Source organism: Halalkalibacter urbisdiaboli (genome assembly GCF_002156385.1).
Classification (GTDB): domain Bacteria; phylum Bacillota; class Bacilli; order Bacillales; family Bacillaceae_D; genus Halalkalibacter_A; species Halalkalibacter_A urbisdiaboli.
The window spans coordinates 81,203-101,409 of sequence record NZ_MVJM01000003.1 but is presented as its reverse complement, the minus strand read 5'-3'; the positions used below and the strand labels follow the sequence as shown (position 1 = coordinate 101,409).

Annotated in this window: 24 protein-coding genes, 3 pseudogenes and 1 riboswitch; of the genes and pseudogenes, 8 read left to right on the top strand and 19 right to left on the bottom strand. The window is 35.4% G+C overall.

Annotated features, from left to right (window positions below):
• Positions 1-272, bottom strand: a 272-nt coding sequence (locus B1R93_RS14980; RefSeq protein ID WP_133058681.1) for a transposase, incomplete at its 3' end; no start/stop codon positions are given.
• A gap of 371 nt (positions 273-643) precedes the next feature.
• Between B1R93_RS14980 and B1R93_RS23475 the strand changes: the two are divergent.
• Positions 644-868, top strand: a pseudogene (locus B1R93_RS23475) (hypothetical protein); the annotation flags it as partial.
• A 252-nt stretch (positions 869-1,120) separates the two neighbouring features.
• On the opposite strand, the gene B1R93_RS14965 reads toward B1R93_RS23475, so the two are convergent.
• The 8 genes from B1R93_RS14965 to B1R93_RS24030 form a co-directional block, all read right to left on the bottom strand.
• Positions 1,121-3,310, bottom strand: a complete 2,190-nt coding sequence (locus B1R93_RS14965) for a glycoside hydrolase family 3 C-terminal domain-containing protein (RefSeq protein ID WP_088104783.1) — start codon at positions 3,308-3,310, stop codon at positions 1,121-1,123.
• A gap of 248 nt (positions 3,311-3,558) precedes the next feature.
• A complete protein-coding gene (locus B1R93_RS14960; protein WP_280949502.1) occupies positions 3,559-3,846 on the bottom strand; it encodes an ABC transporter transmembrane domain-containing protein in 288 nt (95 codons plus the stop codon).
• A 616-nt stretch (positions 3,847-4,462) separates the two neighbouring features.
• The gene (locus tag B1R93_RS14955; protein WP_088104781.1) at positions 4,463-4,789 is read right to left on the bottom strand and encodes a hypothetical protein; all 327 of its coding nucleotides are present in this window, start codon (positions 4,787-4,789) and stop codon (positions 4,463-4,465) included.
• A gap of 485 nt (positions 4,790-5,274) precedes the next feature.
• Entirely contained in the window at positions 5,275-5,520 is a 246-nt protein-coding gene (locus tag B1R93_RS14950; RefSeq protein ID WP_245308308.1) for a helix-turn-helix domain-containing protein, read from the bottom strand.
• Positions 5,521-6,259: 739 nt separating this feature from the next.
• Positions 6,260-6,487 carry a hypothetical protein gene (locus tag B1R93_RS14945; RefSeq protein WP_088104780.1) on the bottom strand — a complete coding sequence of 76 codons (228 nt, stop codon included), beginning with the start codon at positions 6,485-6,487 and terminating at the stop codon, positions 6,260-6,262.
• 591 nt (positions 6,488-7,078) lie between these two features.
• Positions 7,079-7,164, bottom strand: a riboswitch (cyclic di-GMP riboswitch).
• A 448-nt stretch (positions 7,165-7,612) separates the two neighbouring features.
• Positions 7,613-7,789: a hypothetical protein gene (locus B1R93_RS14935; protein ID WP_088104778.1), complete on the bottom strand. Its 177-nt coding sequence runs from the start codon at positions 7,787-7,789 to the stop codon at positions 7,613-7,615.
• 113 nt (positions 7,790-7,902) lie between these two features.
• Positions 7,903-8,334, bottom strand: coding sequence for a DUF1064 domain-containing protein (locus tag B1R93_RS14930; RefSeq protein WP_088104777.1), 432 nt, complete (start codon positions 8,332-8,334; stop codon positions 7,903-7,905).
• A 3-nt stretch (positions 8,335-8,337) separates the two neighbouring features.
• The gene (locus B1R93_RS24030; RefSeq protein WP_088104776.1) at positions 8,338-8,520 is read right to left on the bottom strand and encodes a DUF8096 family protein; all 183 of its coding nucleotides are present in this window, start codon (positions 8,518-8,520) and stop codon (positions 8,338-8,340) included.
• Between the two features lie 105 nt (positions 8,521-8,625).
• Here B1R93_RS24030 and B1R93_RS14920 point away from each other — a divergent pair, with 105 nt between their 5' ends.
• On the top strand, positions 8,626-8,724 hold the full coding sequence (locus B1R93_RS14920; RefSeq protein ID WP_088104775.1) for a YjcZ family sporulation protein: 99 nt from the start codon (positions 8,626-8,628) through the stop codon (positions 8,722-8,724).
• Positions 8,725-8,772: 48 nt separating this feature from the next.
• On the opposite strand, the gene B1R93_RS23050 is transcribed toward B1R93_RS14920, so the two are convergent.
• Together B1R93_RS23050 and B1R93_RS14915 are read right to left on the bottom strand one after the other, a co-directional pair.
• The gene (locus B1R93_RS23050) at positions 8,773-8,928 is read right to left on the bottom strand and encodes a hypothetical protein (RefSeq protein WP_165763834.1); all 156 of its coding nucleotides are present in this window, start codon (positions 8,926-8,928) and stop codon (positions 8,773-8,775) included.
• Positions 8,928-9,487 (bottom strand): annotated as a pseudogene (locus B1R93_RS14915) (dUTP diphosphatase). The gene B1R93_RS23050 and the pseudogene B1R93_RS14915 overlap by 1 nt, the downstream one beginning before the upstream one ends.
• Before the next feature lie 48 nt (positions 9,488-9,535).
• On the opposite strand from B1R93_RS14915, the gene B1R93_RS23045 reads away from it, so the two are divergent.
• Entirely contained in the window at positions 9,536-9,676 is a 141-nt protein-coding gene (locus B1R93_RS23045; protein ID WP_165763833.1) for a hypothetical protein, read from the top strand.
• Here the strand turns inward: B1R93_RS23045 and ssb are convergent, their stop codons facing one another.
• From ssb to B1R93_RS14900, 3 genes are read right to left on the bottom strand one after another with little or no spacing between them, the layout of a single operon-like run.
• Complete coding sequence (ssb, locus tag B1R93_RS14910; RefSeq protein ID WP_088104774.1) at positions 9,677-10,108, bottom strand: single-stranded DNA-binding protein; 432 nt, start codon at positions 10,106-10,108, stop codon at positions 9,677-9,679. It lies immediately after the preceding gene.
• A 53-nt stretch (positions 10,109-10,161) separates the two neighbouring features.
• A complete protein-coding gene (locus B1R93_RS14905; RefSeq protein ID WP_088104773.1) occupies positions 10,162-10,344 on the bottom strand; it encodes a hypothetical protein in 183 nt (60 codons plus the stop codon).
• A gap of 25 nt (positions 10,345-10,369) precedes the next feature.
• Positions 10,370-12,103 carry an SNIPE associated domain-containing protein gene (locus B1R93_RS14900; protein WP_088104772.1) on the bottom strand — a complete coding sequence of 578 codons (1,734 nt, stop codon included), beginning with the start codon at positions 12,101-12,103 and terminating at the stop codon, positions 10,370-10,372.
• Positions 12,104-12,211: 108 nt separating this feature from the next.
• Between B1R93_RS14900 and B1R93_RS14895 the strand changes: the two genes are divergently transcribed.
• On the top strand, positions 12,212-13,087 hold the full coding sequence (locus B1R93_RS14895; RefSeq protein ID WP_133058663.1) for a hypothetical protein: 876 nt from the start codon (positions 12,212-12,214) through the stop codon (positions 13,085-13,087).
• A gap of 138 nt (positions 13,088-13,225) precedes the next feature.
• Here the strand turns inward: B1R93_RS14895 and B1R93_RS14890 are convergent, their stop codons facing one another.
• Positions 13,226-14,053 carry a hypothetical protein gene (locus tag B1R93_RS14890; RefSeq protein WP_088104770.1) on the bottom strand — a complete coding sequence of 276 codons (828 nt, stop codon included), beginning with the start codon at positions 14,051-14,053 and terminating at the stop codon, positions 13,226-13,228.
• A gap of 395 nt (positions 14,054-14,448) precedes the next feature.
• Between B1R93_RS14890 and B1R93_RS14885 the strand changes: the two genes are divergently transcribed.
• Together B1R93_RS14885 and B1R93_RS14880 are read left to right on the top strand one after the other, a co-directional pair.
• On the top strand, positions 14,449-15,519 hold the full coding sequence (locus B1R93_RS14885; protein WP_088104769.1) for a hypothetical protein: 1,071 nt from the start codon (positions 14,449-14,451) through the stop codon (positions 15,517-15,519).
• A gap of 30 nt (positions 15,520-15,549) precedes the next feature.
• Entirely contained in the window at positions 15,550-16,587 is a 1,038-nt protein-coding gene (locus tag B1R93_RS14880; protein WP_088104768.1) for a DUF2971 domain-containing protein, read from the top strand.
• A 112-nt stretch (positions 16,588-16,699) separates the two neighbouring features.
• Here the strand turns inward: B1R93_RS14880 and B1R93_RS14875 are convergent, their stop codons facing one another.
• Positions 16,700-16,933 carry a hypothetical protein gene (locus B1R93_RS14875; RefSeq protein ID WP_088104767.1) on the bottom strand — a complete coding sequence of 78 codons (234 nt, stop codon included), beginning with the start codon at positions 16,931-16,933 and terminating at the stop codon, positions 16,700-16,702.
• 114 nt (positions 16,934-17,047) lie between these two features.
• Here B1R93_RS14875 and B1R93_RS23975 point away from each other — a divergent pair, with 114 nt between their 5' ends.
• Positions 17,048-17,254 carry a tyrosine-type recombinase/integrase gene (locus B1R93_RS23975; protein WP_425348983.1) on the top strand — a complete coding sequence of 69 codons (207 nt, stop codon included), beginning with the start codon at positions 17,048-17,050 and terminating at the stop codon, positions 17,252-17,254.
• A gap of 201 nt (positions 17,255-17,455) precedes the next feature.
• On the opposite strand, the gene B1R93_RS14870 is transcribed toward B1R93_RS23975, so the two are convergent.
• From B1R93_RS14870 to B1R93_RS23225, 3 genes and pseudogenes are all read right to left on the bottom strand, one after another.
• On the bottom strand, positions 17,456-18,478 hold the full coding sequence (locus B1R93_RS14870; RefSeq protein ID WP_088104766.1) for a site-specific integrase: 1,023 nt from the start codon (positions 18,476-18,478) through the stop codon (positions 17,456-17,458).
• 345 nt (positions 18,479-18,823) lie between these two features.
• Positions 18,824-19,225: pseudogene (locus B1R93_RS23700) on the bottom strand (stalk domain-containing protein); the annotation flags it as partial.
• A 12-nt stretch (positions 19,226-19,237) separates the two neighbouring features.
• Complete coding sequence (locus tag B1R93_RS23225; protein WP_207634169.1) at positions 19,238-19,405, bottom strand: hypothetical protein; 168 nt, start codon at positions 19,403-19,405, stop codon at positions 19,238-19,240.
• Between the two features lie 130 nt (positions 19,406-19,535).
• Here B1R93_RS23225 and B1R93_RS14855 point away from each other — a divergent pair, with 130 nt between their 5' ends.
• Positions 19,536-19,799 (top strand): YolD-like family protein, encoded by a 264-nt coding sequence (locus B1R93_RS14855; RefSeq protein ID WP_245308307.1) that lies wholly within the window; start codon positions 19,536-19,538, stop codon positions 19,797-19,799.
• Positions 19,800-20,207 lie beyond the last annotated feature (408 nt).

Sequence of the window (20,207 nt, the reverse complement as noted above, 5' to 3'; positions counted from 1 at the left end):
CGATAAGCCACATTAGTTTCAATCTCTTTGATGGTCTGACGCATCGACCGAATGCCAAAGATATATTGAATAAAGACCATTTTCACTAAAACAACTGGATCGATACTAGGACGTCCTTTGTCGGAAGAATAAAGATCTTTCACCAAATCATAGATGAAATCAAATTCCATAGAGTGATCCAATTTACGAACAAGATGGTCTTCTGGAACTAGCTTTTCAATCCAAACCATCTCCATTTGCATCCGCTTATCTTCCAACTTTTTTGACATCATTCCCCATTCACCCCAGTCTTGTTTTCATTCATATTATAGAAAAAAATCTGTAAACTGTCTCCTATTTGCTTCGTATGAAGGATGGTTGAAGAGTAAGGGGATTCTCATGTCTCCTCTAAAAAAGCGGACGGGATGGGAGGGCCGACTCCTGCAGGAGGAAGGGCAGGTGGAAATCCACCGGCGGAGCCGGTTAGTTCCACGCCCGCCTGCGGAAAGCGTGCCCCCCATCCCGGGAGCGGATTCGAAGCGACTAGTCATGGCAACCCCCTCTCTAATCACAAAAAAGCCTGTCGACGCGAGACTTTGTCGACAGGCTGAGACTGAAATTATATATTTCAGTCTTTTGAAGGGGCCCACTTCCAAAATACCACCGAGGTTCATGTAGGTTACGTCATGCATTATATAAGGCTGTTCTATGTGGTATCACGGTCTCTCAATAAGAAGTTAATAGATTTTTATGATAGAAAACGAGATGAAGGAAACCCATTTAAAGAAACTGTGATTGCATGTATGAACAACCTTATTACTTGATTTATGCCTTTCTAAAACGAAAGGAAAACTTTCCCAGATTTAGTATAAAAATGACGCTTCAGTAATACATATAAAACCTTCCGATACGATTAGGAAGGTTTTTTGGCATAAGCATTTTTAGTTTATCATTAACTGTTTAATAATAAATTTCACCTGAGGAATATTGACATCCTATTAGTAGGTTTAGTTGAAGAGGAAAGCACCTAACATATTAGTCATATAAAATATGTTAGGTGCTTTAATTTATCTATTTTTTATATTTAGGTCTTAATAAATTTCATTAATAGGTTATTTTTATTTTAGTTATTTGGTATACATTAATTATTTATGGTTATCGTTTCTTCTACTCGAATATCGCGTGATGAACTTCCTACCATTATATTGTAGATTCCATCTGCAATCGTCCAAGATTGACTTGCCTCATTCCAGTAAGAGAAAGAACGTGGACCAAGTTCAAAAGTAACCTGCTTTGTTTGCCCCGATTCAAGCTCTATTTTTTCAAAGCCCTTCAGCCATTTAGGTGGTTGCTGAACATCTGCTGAAGGATCTGGCATTCCGACATACAATTGAACCACTTCCGCACCTGCTCTAGCACCAGTGTTTTTTACTTTCACGGTCACTTCAGTATGTCTGCTAACCGGATCTCTCTTTATTTTAAGATTACTGTAATCGAAATTGGTATAAGATAAACCATGACCAAAAGCAAATAGTGGTTCAATTCCATTCTCATCATAATGCCTATACCCCATAAATACGCCTTCGGAATAGTGAGCATTCTCGGCAACACCTGGATATTGCTCGAGATTTCCGGCCACAGCCAAGTCATCTTCACTCACTGGGAAAGTTGCCGGCAGTTTACCTGATGGATTGACGTCCCCGAAAAGAACAGCAGCAATAGCATCTCCCCCCTCTTGACCAGAATACCATGCTTCAACGACTGCGGGAACTTGGTTAATCCATGGCATTAGAACCGGTCCACCAGTCTCTAATACAACAACGGTGTTTTTATTAGTAGCGGCAACTTGTTCGATTAAACTGTCCTGTTCACCGTAATCTGTTGTACAAGGTGAAGATAGGGAAAGGCACACTTTGTCAGCCCCATGGCCAAACGTATCCGCGGCAATAACGATTGCTACATCCACATTTTTGACAACTTCGGCTACTCGCTCTAAGTCACTTCCATCATCATATACGACCTCAGCATTGTCTCCTACACGTTGAAGAATTCCTTCAAGAGGAGTAACTACGTAATTCGGATTAACATTAGAACTTCCTTTACCATTCACATATTGGTCCGCCGCATCACCAATGACAGCAATTTTACTCAATCCATTGACATCGAGCGGTAAAAGTTTTTCTTTATTTTTCAATAATGTTATCGATTGATCAGCTATATTACGTGCCGTCTTCCCATGTGCCTCAATATCAATAGTACCGTTTTCTGGATATGCCGCACGGTCAAATACACCAAATTTGAATAGAGTGCGGAGGTAACGCCGTGCATGATCATTAATAGTTGCCTGGCTAATTTTACCGGAAGCAACTGCCGTACTCAATAATATTGGGTTATAAAAATCCGTCAAAAATTCAATGTCTGTTCCACAATTTGCTGCCTCCACAGTACTCTTTTGAGCACCATAGTCCGTTACTGTAAACCCATCAAATTGAAATCCTTGTTTCAGGGTGGCGTTTACCAATGAACAGTTTTCAGTCATATATTGACCGTTCACACGATTATAAGACAGCATAGCACTTCCTACTCTAGCATCTTTAACAGCGCTCTCAAATCCTGGTAAATAAATCTCACGCAGCGTACGCTCGCTAACTACTGCATTTACCGTAGATCGATTCGTTTCCTGGTTGTTAGCCACAAAATGTTTAACATTTCCCATGACTCCCTTGTCTTGTAGTCCTTGAATCCATGCCACTCCGATATTTGATGTAAGAAAAGGGTCTTCTCCGTACGCTTCATACGTTCTTGCTCCTTTAGGAGTACGCATAATATTCACGTTCGGACCAAACACGACATCGTTCCCACGAAGCTTTGCTTCGATGCCGACCAATGAACCGTGTTGATTGGCCATTTCCCGATTCCAAGTCGCAGCCAAACTTATGGGCGCTGGCAACGCTGTGCCAGGTTTGCTTTCTAGTACACTGCCAGCCCTAACTCCTGCAGGACCATCAGTAAAATGTACGGTTGGAATCCCTAATCGTTCAATACCGCTGTTTGCTCCTGTATGTGCATCATCAGTATCACCTTGCATGAGTTGAAATTTTTCCGTGTTAGTCATTGCCTGAAGCAATAATCCAGCTCTTTCATTAGGTGCTAAAGTAGGGTCACACCAGGGCTTGTCTGAAAATTGTTCGCAAGGGGCCCCTGGCTCCACTTGGGCCAAAGCATACGGTTTATCCTGTAGGGAGCTTACTAGTAGGACGGTAACTACCAAAAAGAGAAGCGAGATTCTTGACCGCATTGACTTCTTTCCTTTTTTTGTTCCTAATAACATTTGGTCGACACTCCTTTATAAAAATAATATTTGAAAATGTGTTTGAATGTTTAACCTCATTTCCACTTTCATTAGGAATAGGGCTCTTCTCGCTGATTATTGCTTTTACTAATTCTGAAGAACAAAGTATAACTAGACATCGATCCCACCTCCTTTTGTATACATATATTGACTTCAGCAAGCGCTTGCAATAAATTGAATATTTATATTATTCATTATTTTTAGGATTATAGCATTTCCTTGTTTTTCTATAAAATATGGCTTGGACCGAATTCATCTAACTTTTCCAATGAAAAGTTTTCCACCTTAATAAATAAGTGGCGACGTAAGTCTCTACCAAATCCTACTGCGATTTTGGAAGAGAGATAGATACTAGCTATCGTAACTAGTATTGCTGCGATACTAAGAATTATCATCCTGACACCCGTTTGTATAATGTACGGTAAATCTGAATTAACAATCCCTATATCGACTATATTTGCCAAAAGCGTAGGGATAAACAGCTCAAACAAAGTACCGACTAAGGTTAATGTAATTACCCCTAATATCAGCCATTTATAAGGCTTGATATAATTAAGATGGTTAACATAGTTGACTCACTCACTTCTCTCTTTTCTCTGCAAAATTATCAGAATTTAGATATTATTTATTGACTAGAGGAATTCTTGTTAAGATATCTTCAAACGTATTCTGTTTTTTTTTCAGCAAGTTCAAGATCACCAGTGAAATCCCCATGGTCACTAAAGAAAACAATATATAGGTCCTTAACTTAAGTATAAATTTTACAAAGGAATTATTATGGTAATATCGTAATGTTTATGGTATTTGAAGGAGTGATATCGCAAGGATATTTTACTTTTTTACCACAACTTCATTAAAAATTACCTATTTAGTAATTTTCTATAAAATATTCCAGAAACAATCACGGCTTACTTTAAAAATTATAGATATTTTCTACCTACTATTTGAAATTGTATTTTTGTTAATATTACCTTCTATTGTTCAAGGAGTTTATCTATATCCACCTATTGTAAATTATAATATGCTAAATTTATTTTTCATCCGATAGTTATCCACAAGACAAAAATCTATTGTTTCCTAAACAAAAAAAAATCGGCCTTAAGTTACTTAAGGCCGATTTTTTATAAATTTTTATTTTACAGAGTCATACCATTCATTCACTTCTTTCGTGATATCATCCCCCCCACTTGAATACCAATTCTCTACATACTCATCAAATGCTTCGATTGGCTTTTTACCATAAATAATGTCTATGAAAGTTTCCATTTGAGATCTGTGTAGCATTTCCCATCTTTGTGACATTGTTTTTGTCGGAGGACCATTGAAATAATTATCAATACCAACAGAATCTTGTTCTGCAGCTATAACAGTTGCTTGATTTTCTATAGCCTTCCGTGGGTTCTTCCCATCTAGATCTAAAGCTATAAACCCATTAGCGCCTATAGCTGCCAAATCCATATTTCTCTTCATAAAAAGACTTTAGTCAAGTAAAGGTGCACAAAATGTGCACAAAGCGCTTAACCACTTAGTTTTTAATCTAATACGATTGACAGTAAAATGATAAAAACCCCTTGCTACACAAGGGGTTTCGCATCTTACTTATGAATGACCCGTATTGGGCTCGAACCAATGACCCCCACCCTGTCAAGGTCGACAGTTCATTTATTTTGTGTAATTGATAGTTATCAACTGTGACTGCAAATCCTATTATTTAAAGGGATTTGTAGTCTTTTTATTATTCCTAATTATTTTTTATAATTCATAGTTATTTAGATTTTTTTTAAAAAAGGATGCCATATGGATGCCACGTATGCCACAATATATACAGATACCCGCCAGCAACATTAACCAATCTCTAACTGTCTTTCCAATCAAACAACTTATCAATTAACCCTAAGACAAGCCTTTTATACTCCTTGATTGAAGTCTTGTTACTATCTCGGTCAACGTAAAGTATTTTTCATCGTTTTCCAATTGACTGATTTAACTGAACAGTTCCTCAAACTAATCCCAAGAACATTTATTATCTTTTCTAAACTGGAAATAGTTGCTTGCTTTTCTCCACGTTCTAGTTGTCCAATATATATTGAATGAAGTCCAGCACGGTGTGCTAATTCTTCTTGATTTAACCCTTTTTCTTTACGATAGTTTCTAATACGTTCACCAATTAGTTTTGGTATATCGCTCACGGCTACCATCTCTAAAGTAACCTTATAAAGGAGATTTTAATAATAGGATTCAAGGTAGAACATAAGACTGAAGCTTTAGGAAAAGTTTGATGATTTTTACAAGGAAAGAGTTACTCTCGATTTCATAAGGAACTAGTAGAAGAATGGGGAATTGATTTAGAGTACAAAACCTTTTATACCCATGTATTAAATAGAAACTTCGTTTACGCATTACATCCATTTGTAATTGCTGAGCATTTGGGTGTTAATGTTGAGGATTTAATAGATTTAAGAACTATTGGACAGTAAAAACACAAAGTCACCCATAACAGTATGTTGGGTGACTTTTATTTTGGTCACAGATAGTACACAGTCTTCTATAAATATAGTTTGCTGACTATGTACTATTTGAAATTGCTGAACAAATCCTATCCATACTATCATAGCTACAACATTAAATAACTTTGTTTGCTAAGACGTTCTCACCCTTTGATAGACCGCCCCCGAAACACAATATATAGAACCGTTCCCCTTTATGTTCGTCTGCCCTCTGTCAATATATTGATTTTTCTCAGATACTAGATTATAAATAAAATGAATTTATTTCCAAGTGAGGTGAAAATATGCCTAGAAAATCAAGTTCAAGAAAAGTTACGAGTAAAAAGGTGGCGTCTACTGCATCTAAGATTTTAAAAGATGGTAGATATAGTAGTGAATCAAAGGTTTTAAGTCAACTTCAACAAACTTAATTTAACCTTAATCAACGCCCCATAGAAATTCTAACCTTTTCATATGCTTTTTCAAGATTTTTAAATAAATCCTTCCGAATTATATCGCTACATATAAAAACATTCAAAATATCATTTTTCGTCGATGAATAGGCAATTTCTAAACTTTTATTAATGGACAAATCCTGCAATTGTTCATTAGACATATGGTTCACTATTTCTTTTTCGAAATATTCGACAGTTCCAAATAACACGGTCAAAGATAAACATCCCCTTTCTATGTGAAAATCACAGCTAGAACAGCAAACATCGGTCAAGATAACTACCATTTCTAGTTTATAATTACAGACATTGGTATAAATTTCAGATTAAGCATATTGGCTTGTTTTATTCTCTTTATTCAATAAAACTTCAAGTGATCTTTTTCTACCACCTCTAGCCCTACGACATTTTGAACAATTTATGAAGCGATTTCCTTTCTCATAAAAGTCATTACTGCACTTTCGTTCCTTACACTTAAAACAAACTTGTTCTTTACTGATAGCTTTCATCTTATTTAACCTCTCTTTCGTATTTATCTTGATTCATTTATACATGTTAATACAATTCTTCAATTAGAATACCTTTATACAAAAACACCATTAAAAACTCTATAAACTTATCTTGTATCTCCAACAATTCTTTATCATCCTTGAAAATTATCACTTCTATATTTACTTTAGGATTGGATAAAAATATTTCTTCTTCCAGATTTCCATGTTCTTTTTTGATACAAAAAAATCCACCAAAAAGATGGTGGATAAATTTGAATAAATGGTTACTTCTATAACCAATATATTTATTCACAAACTTTTGGTGGCTCGGCTATCATAGTTCATAGAACCTTAGACCCGTAGCTTTGCGCCCTTACCTTTCGATAAGTTTGCCTTTTTCAATTTTTGTCAATAGTTATTTAAAACTAATATTATAATAAAACAAAAATAGATATTTTTCAACAATTTCCTACAAAAACTATAATCTCCCCTCATAAATAACAATTAAACACATACAAATATTAAAATTATCGTTTTTTGTTTTTAACCCTCGCCACCTTTTTTGATAAAAAAAACACCTGCTATATTTTGCAAGTGCTTATCTATTTGTTTATATAAAATCATACTTTTATTTTAGGGTAAATTCCTTCATAAAATTAATATCATGCTTTATAATAACAACTCATTCAACTTTACTACTTTTTAAACTATACTAATTATATATTGAAATAGAGGAGCTAGAATACTTTTGCAAAATCAAATAGAAAAAATAAAACAGGCAATTGCCAAACTCTCCAGCTAATCTTGCATAAAATAATACATTTTCTAAACTGACCAATTAACATCACCTTTCTATCTCCAACCTACCTTTTCCGCAATAGCTTCAATAATTGCATCACGATAACGGTATACAGTTCTTTCACCAAGATTACACTCTACTGCAATTCGCTCCCAACTAGCCCCGTTCCTGCCATTCCAGTATCGCATTTTAATTATTTTTTTGTGAGTTTCATCCAACTGGTTATACACGCTCTCCTTCCCACGCTTCTACTACACGTTCGATTGATTGCATCAACGTGTTTTCAAATTCAATCGCTTGCTCTTTTTCTAATTCATTCCGTTAGGGTATACGCATTTCATGATTATCCCCTCTTCCAACCTGTTTTCGTTTTCTTCACCACAACCAATTCCGTACCACTCACATATTCATACATCCTCTTAGTAAGCGGAAAGCGCTCATTCGCCCATCCTTTTACGTCAATGACTTCTACCCTTCCATCGGTGTAAGTAACGCGGAAATCGGCTTTATATGACCATTTCTGACGCTCTTTTCTGCCCTGCCCATTACACCGCCTACACTTAATCGGTTTTCCTGTTCGTAGAGATGGCACTTGTCCTATTCCTACACAAGCAAGGCACGTCACAAGGAATGGTTTTAAAAGGGTGAATTGTGGTTGAAGCTCGATTTCCTTTATGTTGGATTGCTCATGGAGAAAGAGATAATACTCTAACTCGGTTTGGCTATCCCACACACGACCAAACATTTCGACTTTATTGCTATTTATCTTCCCCATGCGTCACATCTCCTTTTCGTCTCCGCACTCATAACAGATTCTTAAAAATGTTCCGCTTGTCACTTTATGCTTAAACCTACCGCACCCACAGGAGCAGCGCCCTGCTTTGGTGTATTTAGTCTCTTGTTGTTTGCTCTGCTCCGCTTTTTGTTTGAGTGCTTTTATCTGTTCATCCCAGGTATTCATCCGTACTCCATTTGCCTTTATTTCATCCCCGTAATGCTATCGTCCAAGCTGTTGACGAAAATTTTCATACGATGTAGTAACTCCTAACGAAAGGAGGGAAATATTATGAGTTGTTATGGTGGCGGCGGCAAAAATTTTGCTTTAATTGTTGTTCTGTTCATCCTATTAATCATTGTTGGTACGTCTTTTGTTAGAAGTTACTAAATAAGTATTCCTTCTTTTTTTGGCGCCCTCCCTCTATGGGGCGCTTTTTTATATAGCGCCATCCTTACACTTGCTTGTATTCTTCCAGTCAATCACATTCACAAGTACATAACCTTTTGCTCTTGCTACTGCTCTCTCCATCCAAGACGCATCAGTTAACATGATTTCCTTGCCTTTCTTACGGAAGATATAGCTTGTTTTCATTAGTAGCCACTCTCCTGTCTCTTGTGGTTAATCTTATTTTTTCGAGGTAAGCTTGTTCCACTTGGTCCCATGTGAAGCCTAGCACTTCACCTAGTCCTTTAAACTTTGCAAATAAATTTATATAAGATTCATTAATCAGAATAAAATCATCTTCAAAATAATCTTGCAAAACATCAGAAGCGTAAGTATTACACTCCACAAAAGTAATGACTAAATCTGACTCAGGATTAGCTTTGACGTACTTAATATCATCCAAATTAAGCTCCAAGCCAATCGACAAGATAAAGTGTAAGCAATCAACGTACTCTTCTAGGAGTGGGTTGTATTCTTCAATGACTGGCGCTCCAAAAACATCCGCTGTCCCTCTATTCGTAATAAGTCTCGGCGATCTTTTGTTACTCCAAAACTTCCACGACCGTTGTTCGTTCGCTAACTCTCCCAGCTCCACTTGCAGCGCTAATACTTTCTGAGGAAGGAGGTCTTACCCCTCCAACCTCTTCTCACGTACAATTCGTTCATCCAGTACACGTTGTATATTGAATATTTTTTCCAAATTCATAATATTCCAGCTCCATTCGTATAAATCAATATCTAAGGAGGTGTTATCTTGTTGAAGTTTATTGTTGTTGTTGCAGGATTTAGCTTTTTATCTTATTTAGCGTCAAAAATGAGAGGTACAGAGGCACCAGTCCCAACTGAAGATAATGACCAAGGTGATGGAATAACTGACGATATCGATGACATGTAATTAGAAAGGTAGATCATCATCAGAAATATCAATCGGTTTCCCGTCATTAGCAAAAGGGTCATTATAATTGCTCTGTTGCCCCTGTGAACTATTTTCATTGTTTCCTTGACTGTTTCTAGGCTCCAAGAACTGAACGCTGTCAGCGACTCCCTCAGTGATAAATACACGCTTTCCTTCGTTGTTGTCATAGCTTCGAGTTTGAATCCTTCCGTCTACTCCTGCCAAACTCCCTTTTCTGAGATAGTTGGCTACATTCTCTGCTGGTTTTCTCCAAATGACACAGTTTATAAAATCAGCTTCACGTTCTCCGTTCCCATTTGAAAAAGTGCGATTTACTGCAAGTGTGAAATTAGCAACTGCCACTCCATTTGGGGTGTACTTAAGCTCCGGGTCTCGGGTTAAGCGTCCGACAAGCACGACTCTATTAAGCATCTATTCTTCCTCCAATCGTTTTGCAATCACTCGTAACGCTTCTTGCGTACTGCTCACACTTGTATCAAAGCCATCGTCAGCACTTTTACAAAATGACCACCACTTCCATCATCCCAAACCCTTGCAACGATGCTATTGTTCTTGTAGACATCTGCATAACCAATGCCATCTTGTATTGATAAACCTTGTCCAACGGATGATGCGCCGCCTGTGAACCCCGGTTTTGCTACTCTCATTCTTTCCCGACTACCCTCTCATAGACTAAACTATATGCTGCTTAGCAACCTTTTTCTCCAACTGAAGCGTTTCTCTATACTCTTGTGCTTCCGCCAACATCGTAAACTCAATTGCTGCATTATGTTTTTCATGAACAACTTTTTTTATATCTGCTAGAGTCACTTTAAAAAATTCCTTGCGCTCATTTATTTTATTAACTCGTCTATGATGAAAAGCTCGGTGAAGTTCGGCTTCCATTTTTGGAGCATTATCGGAAAAAATAATAGCATGAACATCAAACCTGAACGGAACAGAGGCACCCCCAAGTTCTCTAACCCTGTCCATCGGTTCTAACCGCCTCGTCATCCCAATTTTATATACATCTTCTCCAAAACATCCTAGGTTGGATATCACATATACATACCCTGCCTTTTCATTTTTAATCCGATAATCGACAGTCTCCATTTGATTTTGTATTTCATTTAATCTTATTCTATACTTTAGGGCATCCTCTTCTGATTTTGTTTTAGAAAGTGCGTTTTCGTAATGTTGCTGCTCTTTTTTTAACTTACTTAATTCATCTTCCAATTCCTTTTGAGCTTTACGCTCTTCTCTAATCAATTCATTAATTCGTCGTTGTTCTTCTTTTTCTTCCTGTTTTTTCCGAGCGTATTCGTAAGCTAGAAAGAGTTCCTCTAGCTTTAAATCAAGGTATTCTTCAGTTAGCTCAAATGAATTATGTTTATTTAAACTATTTATATGGTTAAATGCAGAACGAATTCGTTTCTCACATACTTCAACAGTGTTAAATTTAACCTTACTAATAATTACATCACATTCATTATTAAAGGAGCGAATGGCCAATTTCATATTTTTATTCATTAGAGACTTTTTCGTCTTATCTCTACCAGCTGTCCATTCAATATGGTGTTCAGCTGCCCCCTCTTCCTTGACTAGTTCTTTTTGTTTTTGCCTTATTAAACCTAGAAATTCTTTATACTCCTGGGAATTTTCTAAATCATATTGAGTTTCGTAAAATCCAAACGACTGATACAGTAATTCATCATTTAAATTAATTACCTTTTGTTCTAATATAATAAGTTTTTGATTTTCCCTAGCTACACGCTCTTCAACATTTTGAAGTAACTCACTTACCTTATCGACTTCTTTTTCCCTCTCTTCAATCGACTTCTCCCTTAACACAAGAAAATCTTCACGAGCTTTTGTCATCATTTTCAATCTTTCCTGGTGTATTAACACCATGTTTTCTAATTCCTTTTCTTTCTCAATAGACATCTCTTTTATATGCTGCTCTTTTAATTGTAACTCTTCTTCTCTCTCTTGGGTCATCCTTTGTAATTTCTCCTGATGCTCTGCCTCTAATTCATTTAACCGGTTCTCTTTTTCTATTAATGCATGTTCAATTTTCTTCTCCCTCTCCTCAACCTGTTTTAGCCTTCGTTGGAGATCCTCTTCTCTATGACTTGTGATTCTTTCCAAATACTTTTTATGCTGCTCTTCTTTTTTCATTAATTCTGTCTCTTGATTTAAAGCTTTTTCCTCTAGTTCTTTTTCTAATAACTCCATTCTTTTTTCACTATTATAAATTTCTTGTTCTTTTGCTTTGGCGATCGAAGAAATGCTCTCTTGAAGATTCTCAAACATTTTCCTCTGTTTTGATAAAAAGATTACTCCAATGATTGGAGGAATGATTAAAAACCACAGGGCAAAAAGTACTGATATAAAGGACGTTGATAAATACCACTCCCTATTTTTCACTAACTCTCCACCTTCCTTTTTCCTATAGAGTAATTCTAATAATTTATAAAACTATATTTCTATCTTACTAACCAACTTACTTTTGTCATATATAAGAAAATTTAATGCATGGGACAAATTACTCAATTCATAACTTTAGATATGGAGGGGATTGCGGTGACGGATTTTAACATTATATGGTTAACTGCAGAAGATATTTCTGAGGTAACTTCAATTCATGTTTCAAAAACATGGGTTGATCGTCGAAAAAAAGCTTTACTAACTAATAAGCATAAGAAAGTGAAAGTTAGAGTGGAGAAGGACATTGCAACTGGCTATTTTTGGCTTATTGATGGGTTTGATGAGTTCAAAGCTTATGAATCTTTGAATAAAGATTATACTATACCCTGCTTTGTTTCAGAGAATACTAGTCATCTAAATCGATTATTATCAATTTTGCAATATCTTGTCATGACTCCGAATTCCCAAACTATTGATAAACACAACTGTATTACAATGATCTTTGAATTATTTGACAAGCAAAAAGAAGCGTATAGAGTAATTGAAAATGATACTGGTTTGAGCAAAAAAGAAATTAAGTCTTTTCTTTTTCATCCAAATATCCCAGACGAAATAAAGACAGACGAAAACATAAAGAGATTAAAACTTTTAAATGAAATTCAAAAGTTATCAACTTACGGGGTTACAAAAGAGGTAAGAGACTTTCTTTCTTACTACGCGGTACAAGAATCTAAAAATCGATTAACTTATGATCAACTCGACGTAATTCGATGGATGATTACGAAAACAAATGGCTTTAATGATTTACCAACCGAAAGGCAAATTTTTTTATTACCTTTTGCTTATCAATTTGAAAAATTACTGATAATGCAATTTCAGTATTATATTGATGCAGCTGATGAAAATGAATTTTACAAAAAATTTCATTTAAATGGAAAAGTTTTTGCTCAGAAAAATGAAACCAACCCGCTGTTCCCTCATTAGAAATTCTATAATAGGAACTAGTCTTTATCATCCCCGCAGCCTATTTTTCTTTACCTTAATTACTAGGTAACAGGCTGCGAGTTCTGCCAGCTAACACCATTACAATTTTAACTTCTTAAAAAGACATAATAGAAAGTTTTAATCATCACTAATAAACGTACGCACATATTCTTCCCAATAATCGGTGTCTCCTTCAATCTTATGCAGCCAGAAATACATCATTATCACTTCAAATGCCTGCTTTTTTCCACGGATAAATGACTTTTTAGGCATTCTCTTATAAAGCGTATCTAGATTAAAAAGATTACTTTTTGCTTTAACATTATATTCATAATCAAGCCAAGTACCTTTGCTTTTGATGCGGTGTTTTGCTGGCCATAATTCATGATTATCTGAAAAGCGGTTCACCCAGTCGAATGCAAATTTCATAACATTCACATGATGTTTAAACCAAGCTTCTTCAACCCACTCACTAATTTCCTCTGAAATTAATATTGATTTGTGCTCTACTGTTGGTTCACTCTCAATTTGATGATAGTTTTTTATAAATGAGTACAACATGTCTGTATCATTTTTCAAAAAAGGATGCTTGTTAATTAATTTGGCATAGCAATCATACGAGATACTTCTAAACTCTTTGTCCTTGTTATATAGGAAAAACAACTCTTCCTTTTTCAATATATTCTTAATAGACATATGAATTTGCCTTCCATGATCATCATAAATATCGACAAGCCAATCTAGAATTTCGTCGGCATAACCATTGAACTGTCTACGAAATTTTTCTAGTTTTTCATTTTTCAATGCTGTTTGCTCTTCCAATTTCGTTATATCTAAGTAATTATTGAAATACTCAAATACGTAGTTAACGCAGGAATGCAGGTTCTCGGATCGTAAATCTTTATCAAATTCATTTAGTTGATCTTCCTGTTTTCTTCGTGCAATATACTCTTCAATTGACAGCATATAAAAGCTCCTTAGTCTTTTTATACAATTTTCTCTGTTAAACATTCATAATAAACAACTACTTCCTCTTTAGCCCTTTTTTCTCTCTTCCCAACTACTTCGATTGATAAGCACCAGGCTTATCATATTCCTATCATATTGACAATGTTTCCTTTAGGATAATGTAGACAATTCCATTCTTATTTTTATTGTAATAGACATTTTCCATAAGAGGAAATATTATTAATAAAGGAGCAAAAAAAGGAGATTAGTTAATATGAAAAAAGTAAGAGTACCGGTGCAATTAATCTCGACGCCTTTCTTTAAATGAACTTGTGTCCATAATGTCAGGATTAGGATCATAAAAAAATTCTATTTGAATTTAACTACATACATCTACATTTTAAGGAGCTAAAATGATTAAAGAAAATTCAACTATTGATAGAACAACTAGGCTTATTGTTACAATAACAGTCTTTGGGGCCTTGTTTTTAGTGTTTAAAACGGCCATCCACATTTGGTTTAAAACCTTCACTACCATGCTTTATACACGTGACTTTTTTAATATTGATTATGTTATAGCAACTGTTTTTTTATCAATATCAATAATTATTTCCATATCTTTTATTAAATATATTTTTTATGAACTTAAAACATATATAAACTACGAAAAAGACAATGATAAACAAAGCGCTGTTAAAAAAGCAGACCAATGTTTTGCTAAAATATTTATTAGTATCAAAAACACAGCAGTGTTTTTAATTATTATATTTATATCACTAGTTATCAGAGATTCCTTTGATCGTGACGACTTATTTGTAATAATTCTTGGGGGTTGCACTGGTATAATTGTCGTCTTGGGTTTATCTTTCTTATTTTATAAAAGTATAAAAGCTAAAAAAGCCTTTACATATTTTAACGATAAAGTAGCTTCGAACTCATTTATATCGACTATCATATTTTTTATATACATTGTCCTTATTTCATCATTACTTGGATTAACACTTACACTTTACTCCTTTAATTCAACCAACCAAAATGCAAAGGTTACATTAAAAGAAGACAGGACTATACCATTGGTTGTTGAATTACAGAATTATTCAGATCCAATAGTTACTGCAACAATAACGAATTATGACTCTAATAATGAAATAAAGTTAGAGACACTGATACTAGAAAGAAAGGAATTTATTGAAACATATTCAGGCCAAATAAAAAATCATGAATTAACAACAGAAGACGATTTAATGTATTTAGTAAATAATCTAAGTACAGAAATCGATAAAATGGACATATCTACTAGAAAAGCATTAAGTAAATTCGAACTGACCCTTGAAAACCACATTGAAATAGGCGAAAATTTGATTGAAGTAGTAATGATTTCAAGAGAAAATTCAGATTTAGTTGTGACAAAGTTTATGACTTTAGTAACTAAAGAGAATAACAAAATACAAATTACAGAAAAAGAATTCAACACAAGTAATTAAATATCTGTAATGAACATAAGAGGAGTTAACATGTCGAGTCAAACAATCTGGAGATACATGTCATTAGCAAAGTATATTGATTTATTAAGGACTAAGTCTCTTTATTTCCCTAGCGCATCTTGTTTTGATGACGAAACTGAGGGGAAATGGATTATTCACTCATTTCTAATTGCCGATAAAATTAGACTCTCTCAAATGAAAAATAATAAAGAACTAGTTGAAGGACTGCTTAAGAGGTCAAATAATAATGAAGCTTATTTGTTTCGTGAGGTGTCAAGTTTATTAAAAGAAAATAATGTTAATTTTTTACTTAAGGATGTATTGAAAAATTTTAGTTTTTACTACCTTTACAATAAACCTAAATTTAACGGAAAAAAATATCTAGAAAGCTTAATTGAAGGTTGGACAAAGAGATTAGAAGAGTTTCCCGATAAAAAAATGGAAAGCATTTCACAGGTTAAAATACACCGAGATTCTACTTATATAAATTGTTGGAATAGTGCTTCTGAAATGTCATTGGCTATGTGGCAACTCTTTGGAGGAGGAGAAGAATCTGTAGCAATTCGTACTACAAGAGACAAACTCCAACAAGTTCTTGATTCAAATGCAGATTACTTGCAGGAAAAAGGATACGACTTTGGTATATCCGATATTCATTATCTCTCAAATTTAAAAAATCCAGATGAAAAGACAAGAGATAAAATAATGGAAATCCTAACTGAAGGCAAAGCCACCTCTGTTGCACAATTTAGTATAAAGCCTAGCGAGTATGAATATGAGAATGAAGTACGTGGAATTATATATCCCCTGAGATCAAAATTTGACAAGGTTGTTGATCCTGAACCAGAATTAAATGGATTTAGTATTCCAATTGTTCATAGGACTAACAAATCTCAAATAACTAGCATGCGGGACTTTATTGACGAGGTTCACATTCATCCTCTAAAGAATAGAAAATCACTTATTTTTAAGGTTTTATATGAAATCCATCAATTATATAAAATGGAGAGCATACCTATCAAATGTAATACTATTGAGGCATTTGGAGAAGAGATTAACTTCGAGTAATTTTTAGAACATATTCTTAAAATTAAATCATATGGTTTTTTCTTAAATATCGTTCTAATAAATTTTCAGATAAAATTATTCGGCATTTCCCTCCATTAGTCAACCTTTTTTGTTAAAAATAAGAATCATGTATTTTTTGCTTCCGTACAATTTTAGATACCATATGATTAGAAAGATTAAGAACTCGCATACCCTCAATTTCAATACAGTTTTTCTTTTGTTCAATTTCCCATAGTTCTCTAGCTAGTACAGTTGCTACAAAATCGACAACTTCATTGCCAGCATGAGATATTTCATCTCTGGTCGATACCTCTTCTTTTCCTATAAAACGAATTTCTTCAAACAATTTATTTATTATTTCTGGTCTGAAATGCCTAGTACCTAGAGTAATAGAATGGTGATAGGCTTCCTTAAGATCTTGTCTCTCCCCTAAACATACATCTCCATCATACCTTAATTTATTGCTTTCCTCTTAGCATTAACCACTGGAATGAGGCAAAGTGAGATTCTAGCTTTTTCCTGGAATCATGTTCATTTCGTTCGAAACACGATTTCCGTTGATCAGACCCTAGAACGTGGGAAACATACCATTGATCCACTAGTAAAATCCAATAGATGCTATCGTAGCATTCGCGTTGACCTTGAAACAATGGTCGAACTAAAATAACCAACCTCAAAAGGAACACCGATTAATCAACGAAATTTGCTCCGGACCTTTATCGTTATTTAAAGAAATCCGGAGTTCGTCAAATTGATTTTCATGACCTACGACATTATGTGGAGTTGGGGATTATGGAGAGTAAAACGAAACTTAACAGGTGTATGAGTATCTGTTGAGAAATCGCTCCCCATAATCCATCATAGAAATCTACTCACATAGTGAATTTAACCAATTCATTAAATCTCCGTCTTCCTCCCATTTAGGAACAGATTCCGGAAGTAAATCAATATAGGCATTTTCAATAGCCTTTCTTTTCAATTCACTATCTGCTCTCGCATACACTTCAGTTGTTGAACAGTCTACATGACCCAAAAAATCACGGAAGTAAATAAGATTGACACCAGCTTGAAGTAGATGCATGGCTTTGGCGTGACGAAGAACATGCGGTGTCACAGGGAAATTAACTGAAAATAAAGGATCTTTCTTGGCTAGCTTCACATATTTATTTAGAATATAGGAAATACCCCATCGAGACAGTTGGTGTTTCTTTTGGTTTACGAATAGATACTGGTCCGTCCTTGCGATTACAGGTTGGTATTTCTTAACCTCCAAATACTTTGTGAGTAATTCGGTTGTGTTTCCCATGAGCGGAACCTGGCGCACTTTGTTGCCTTTTCCGTGAAGAGTTATAACAGCAGGCGATGATAAACGAATGTCTTTGACTTTTATGTTAGTCAATTCCTGTACCCTGGCCCCAGTATCATATAAAACGGACAATAACACACTATCCCTAAAACCTTCATAGGTTGAAGCATCTGGCTGTTCTAATAGAATCTTCATCTCTGGACCAGTCAAGTATGGAATCATTGATTTTGGATACTTCTTACTTGGAATTGCAAGAATCTTGTAAAGCTCATCTAAGTTCTCTGGTGATTCCTTCTGGGTATAGCGAAAGAAGGAATGCAGGGCAGCTAGTCTTTGATTGCGTGAAGAAATGGTGTATCCTTTTACTTCCTCTAACCAGTCCAGATAGCCAATAATCAGTTCTTTCGTTATGTTAGTCATGCGTATTCTCTCGGGTCGAATAGCTTTCTCTTCTTCGCAGTATGTCAGAAACAACTTGAACGTATCGCGATAAGAAGCAATGGTATGTGTACTGGCATTTTTCTGACCAGGAAGATATTTGGATAGAAAGTACGACAAGTATTTCGGAAAGTCAGCTTCTTTCATCGTATATTCCCCCATTTGGAATGACATCTTCGAAATCAGATTCAGTACGACGAATGATGTCAGGATATAAATCAGCTGTGAGCCAAAGGTAATACTGGGTACCTCTGAAATCAGAATGACCCATGTAAGCGGCTAGGTAAGGCAGTATGCTCGTCAGTTCCTCTCCAGCCAGAACCCAGCGTTTTAGACATTTGACAGCATAGTTGTGGCGAAGGTCGTGTACTCTCGGACCGGCACTAGTATGGGATATACCGGCTCGTTGGAGATAGTCCCTGAAACGGCGGTATACCGTACTCTGATCCATTCTTTTACGGCTTTTTTCTGTCAAATCTATAATCCGATGAGTCAGGCTAGGTACAAGGGGTACCAGCCGATCCTTAAAGGGTGTACGGTTTCCGGTGTATCTACTAAGAGTAGCCGCACCCCTTCTTCTTCACCGTTAATAATGATATTTATAGTGTCCCCATCCACCACTCTAGACACTTTTGCTTTGACTTTACCGGTTGGGTCAAAATCTGATACTATGTATACGGTTCTTGTGCTGTTATCCCAACTCACTAATGCTCCAAGCGCTTCAGAAAAAAAGCGAATTGGAACCATAGTACGGCGGTTGATAATTTTGGCTGGTACATCAAGGATAACTTCTACACCATTTACAGTTGCCATCTTCGAATCAATTGTAAGCTTAATTTCCTCACCATCTCTAGTGCCCGTTACTGTACGCGTTTCATTTTCCCATTTTATTTCTGCACCTAATGATTAAAATATCCCCCTTATCGGGACTAACGTTCGTCCATTATCAATAACAGGATTCTGGTCATAAGACTGCTCTTGCTCGTCAATAACAACCATAATGTCTTGAGCATAAGCAGGTACCGAAGCAAACAGCATCAACATTACTAATAAACTACTAAATACCTTTTTCATGTTTTAGCCCCCTCAACTTGCAAAATCTTCCTTTAGAATACTACAAAAGTCGAGACATGTCTTTAAGTGTAATTTACTCTCTTGGACACGAACATACATTTGCATATAATAAAACAAAAGAGGTGGTTAAATGAATCAACATTACTTAAAACGTGGGAATTTACTATGGGAATCTCATCGCTTTATCATTGCAGAGCATGCAGAGCGTATGAGGCAGCAGCAGGGTGAAAAGAAAAAAATGCCTAAGCACGAACTTGATGAACAAGAGTTGCAGGAAATTGGATTTGTCGTCATGGATGCACTTAGGCACACGTTGGATATTCGCGTAGTTTATTGGGTAGATGGTTTTATAGAGAAGTTACTGGAGTTCCAGAGAGAGTGGATTTACAAATGAATAGGATTAAACTGTATTATAATGAGGATGAATTTATTTATATTCCAATAGACTCGATAAAGAATGTGGATCGTATTTAAACGGTGGTTGCTTGTAATGAATTTTACTTTTCAACCATCCAAATGATTAATTCTAACATCTCATTCAAGAACTTTCTGATCTTCGAGGGAAGCTAACGAACTATGCGAATTATGTAATTGAAGAAGAATTAAAGAAAAATCCTAGAAACATAACTTCTAAATCGTTGAAAGAGTATTTACCTCCTCAATTTGTGTCATCGGTGGCTTACAGCATTGCTGTGAAGGATGGACAAGACTTAAATGAGTTAGAGGAGCATGTACTAGAAAGGATATCAGTTCTGTTGAGAAAAAGGAATGCATAAAGCCCTTAATTTAGTGCGGTAATAAG

Bases quoted from the DNA above. Each gene is read 5' to 3' on its own strand.
- B1R93_RS23225 (WP_207634169.1), bottom strand. From the start codon at position 19,405: ATGAAAAAGGTATTTAGTAGTTTATTAGTAATGTTGATGCTGTTTGCT.
- B1R93_RS14905 (WP_088104773.1), bottom strand. From the start codon at position 10,344: ATGAGAGTAGCAAAACCGGGGTTCACAGGCGGCGCATCATCCGTTGGA.
- B1R93_RS14965 (WP_088104783.1), bottom strand. From the start codon at position 3,310: ATGTTATTAGGAACAAAAAAAGGAAAGAAGTCAATGCGGTCAAGAATC.
- B1R93_RS14920 (WP_088104775.1), top strand. From the start codon at position 8,626: ATGAGTTGTTATGGTGGCGGCGGCAAAAATTTTGCTTTAATTGTTGTT.
- B1R93_RS14870 (WP_088104766.1), bottom strand. From the start codon at position 18,478: ATGAAAGAAGCTGACTTTCCGAAATACTTGTCGTACTTTCTATCCAAA.
- B1R93_RS14890 (WP_088104770.1), bottom strand. From the start codon at position 14,053: ATGCTGTCAATTGAAGAGTATATTGCACGAAGAAAACAGGAAGATCAA.
- B1R93_RS14895 (WP_133058663.1), top strand. From the start codon at position 12,212: ATGGGACAAATTACTCAATTCATAACTTTAGATATGGAGGGGATTGCG.
- B1R93_RS24030 (WP_088104776.1), bottom strand. From the start codon at position 8,520: ATGAATACCTGGGATGAACAGATAAAAGCACTCAAACAAAAAGCGGAG.
- B1R93_RS14855 (WP_245308307.1), top strand. From the start codon at position 19,536: ATGAATCAACATTACTTAAAACGTGGGAATTTACTATGGGAATCTCAT.
- B1R93_RS14885 (WP_088104769.1), top strand. From the start codon at position 14,449: ATGATTAAAGAAAATTCAACTATTGATAGAACAACTAGGCTTATTGTT.
- B1R93_RS14880 (WP_088104768.1), top strand. From the start codon at position 15,550: ATGTCGAGTCAAACAATCTGGAGATACATGTCATTAGCAAAGTATATT.
- B1R93_RS14955 (WP_088104781.1), bottom strand. From the start codon at position 4,789: ATGGATTTGGCAGCTATAGGCGCTAATGGGTTTATAGCTTTAGATCTA.
- B1R93_RS14930 (WP_088104777.1), bottom strand. From the start codon at position 8,334: ATGGGGAAGATAAATAGCAATAAAGTCGAAATGTTTGGTCGTGTGTGG.
- B1R93_RS23050 (WP_165763834.1), bottom strand. From the start codon at position 8,928: ATGAAAACAAGCTATATCTTCCGTAAGAAAGGCAAGGAAATCATGTTA.
- ssb (WP_088104774.1), bottom strand. From the start codon at position 10,108: ATGCTTAATAGAGTCGTGCTTGTCGGACGCTTAACCCGAGACCCGGAG.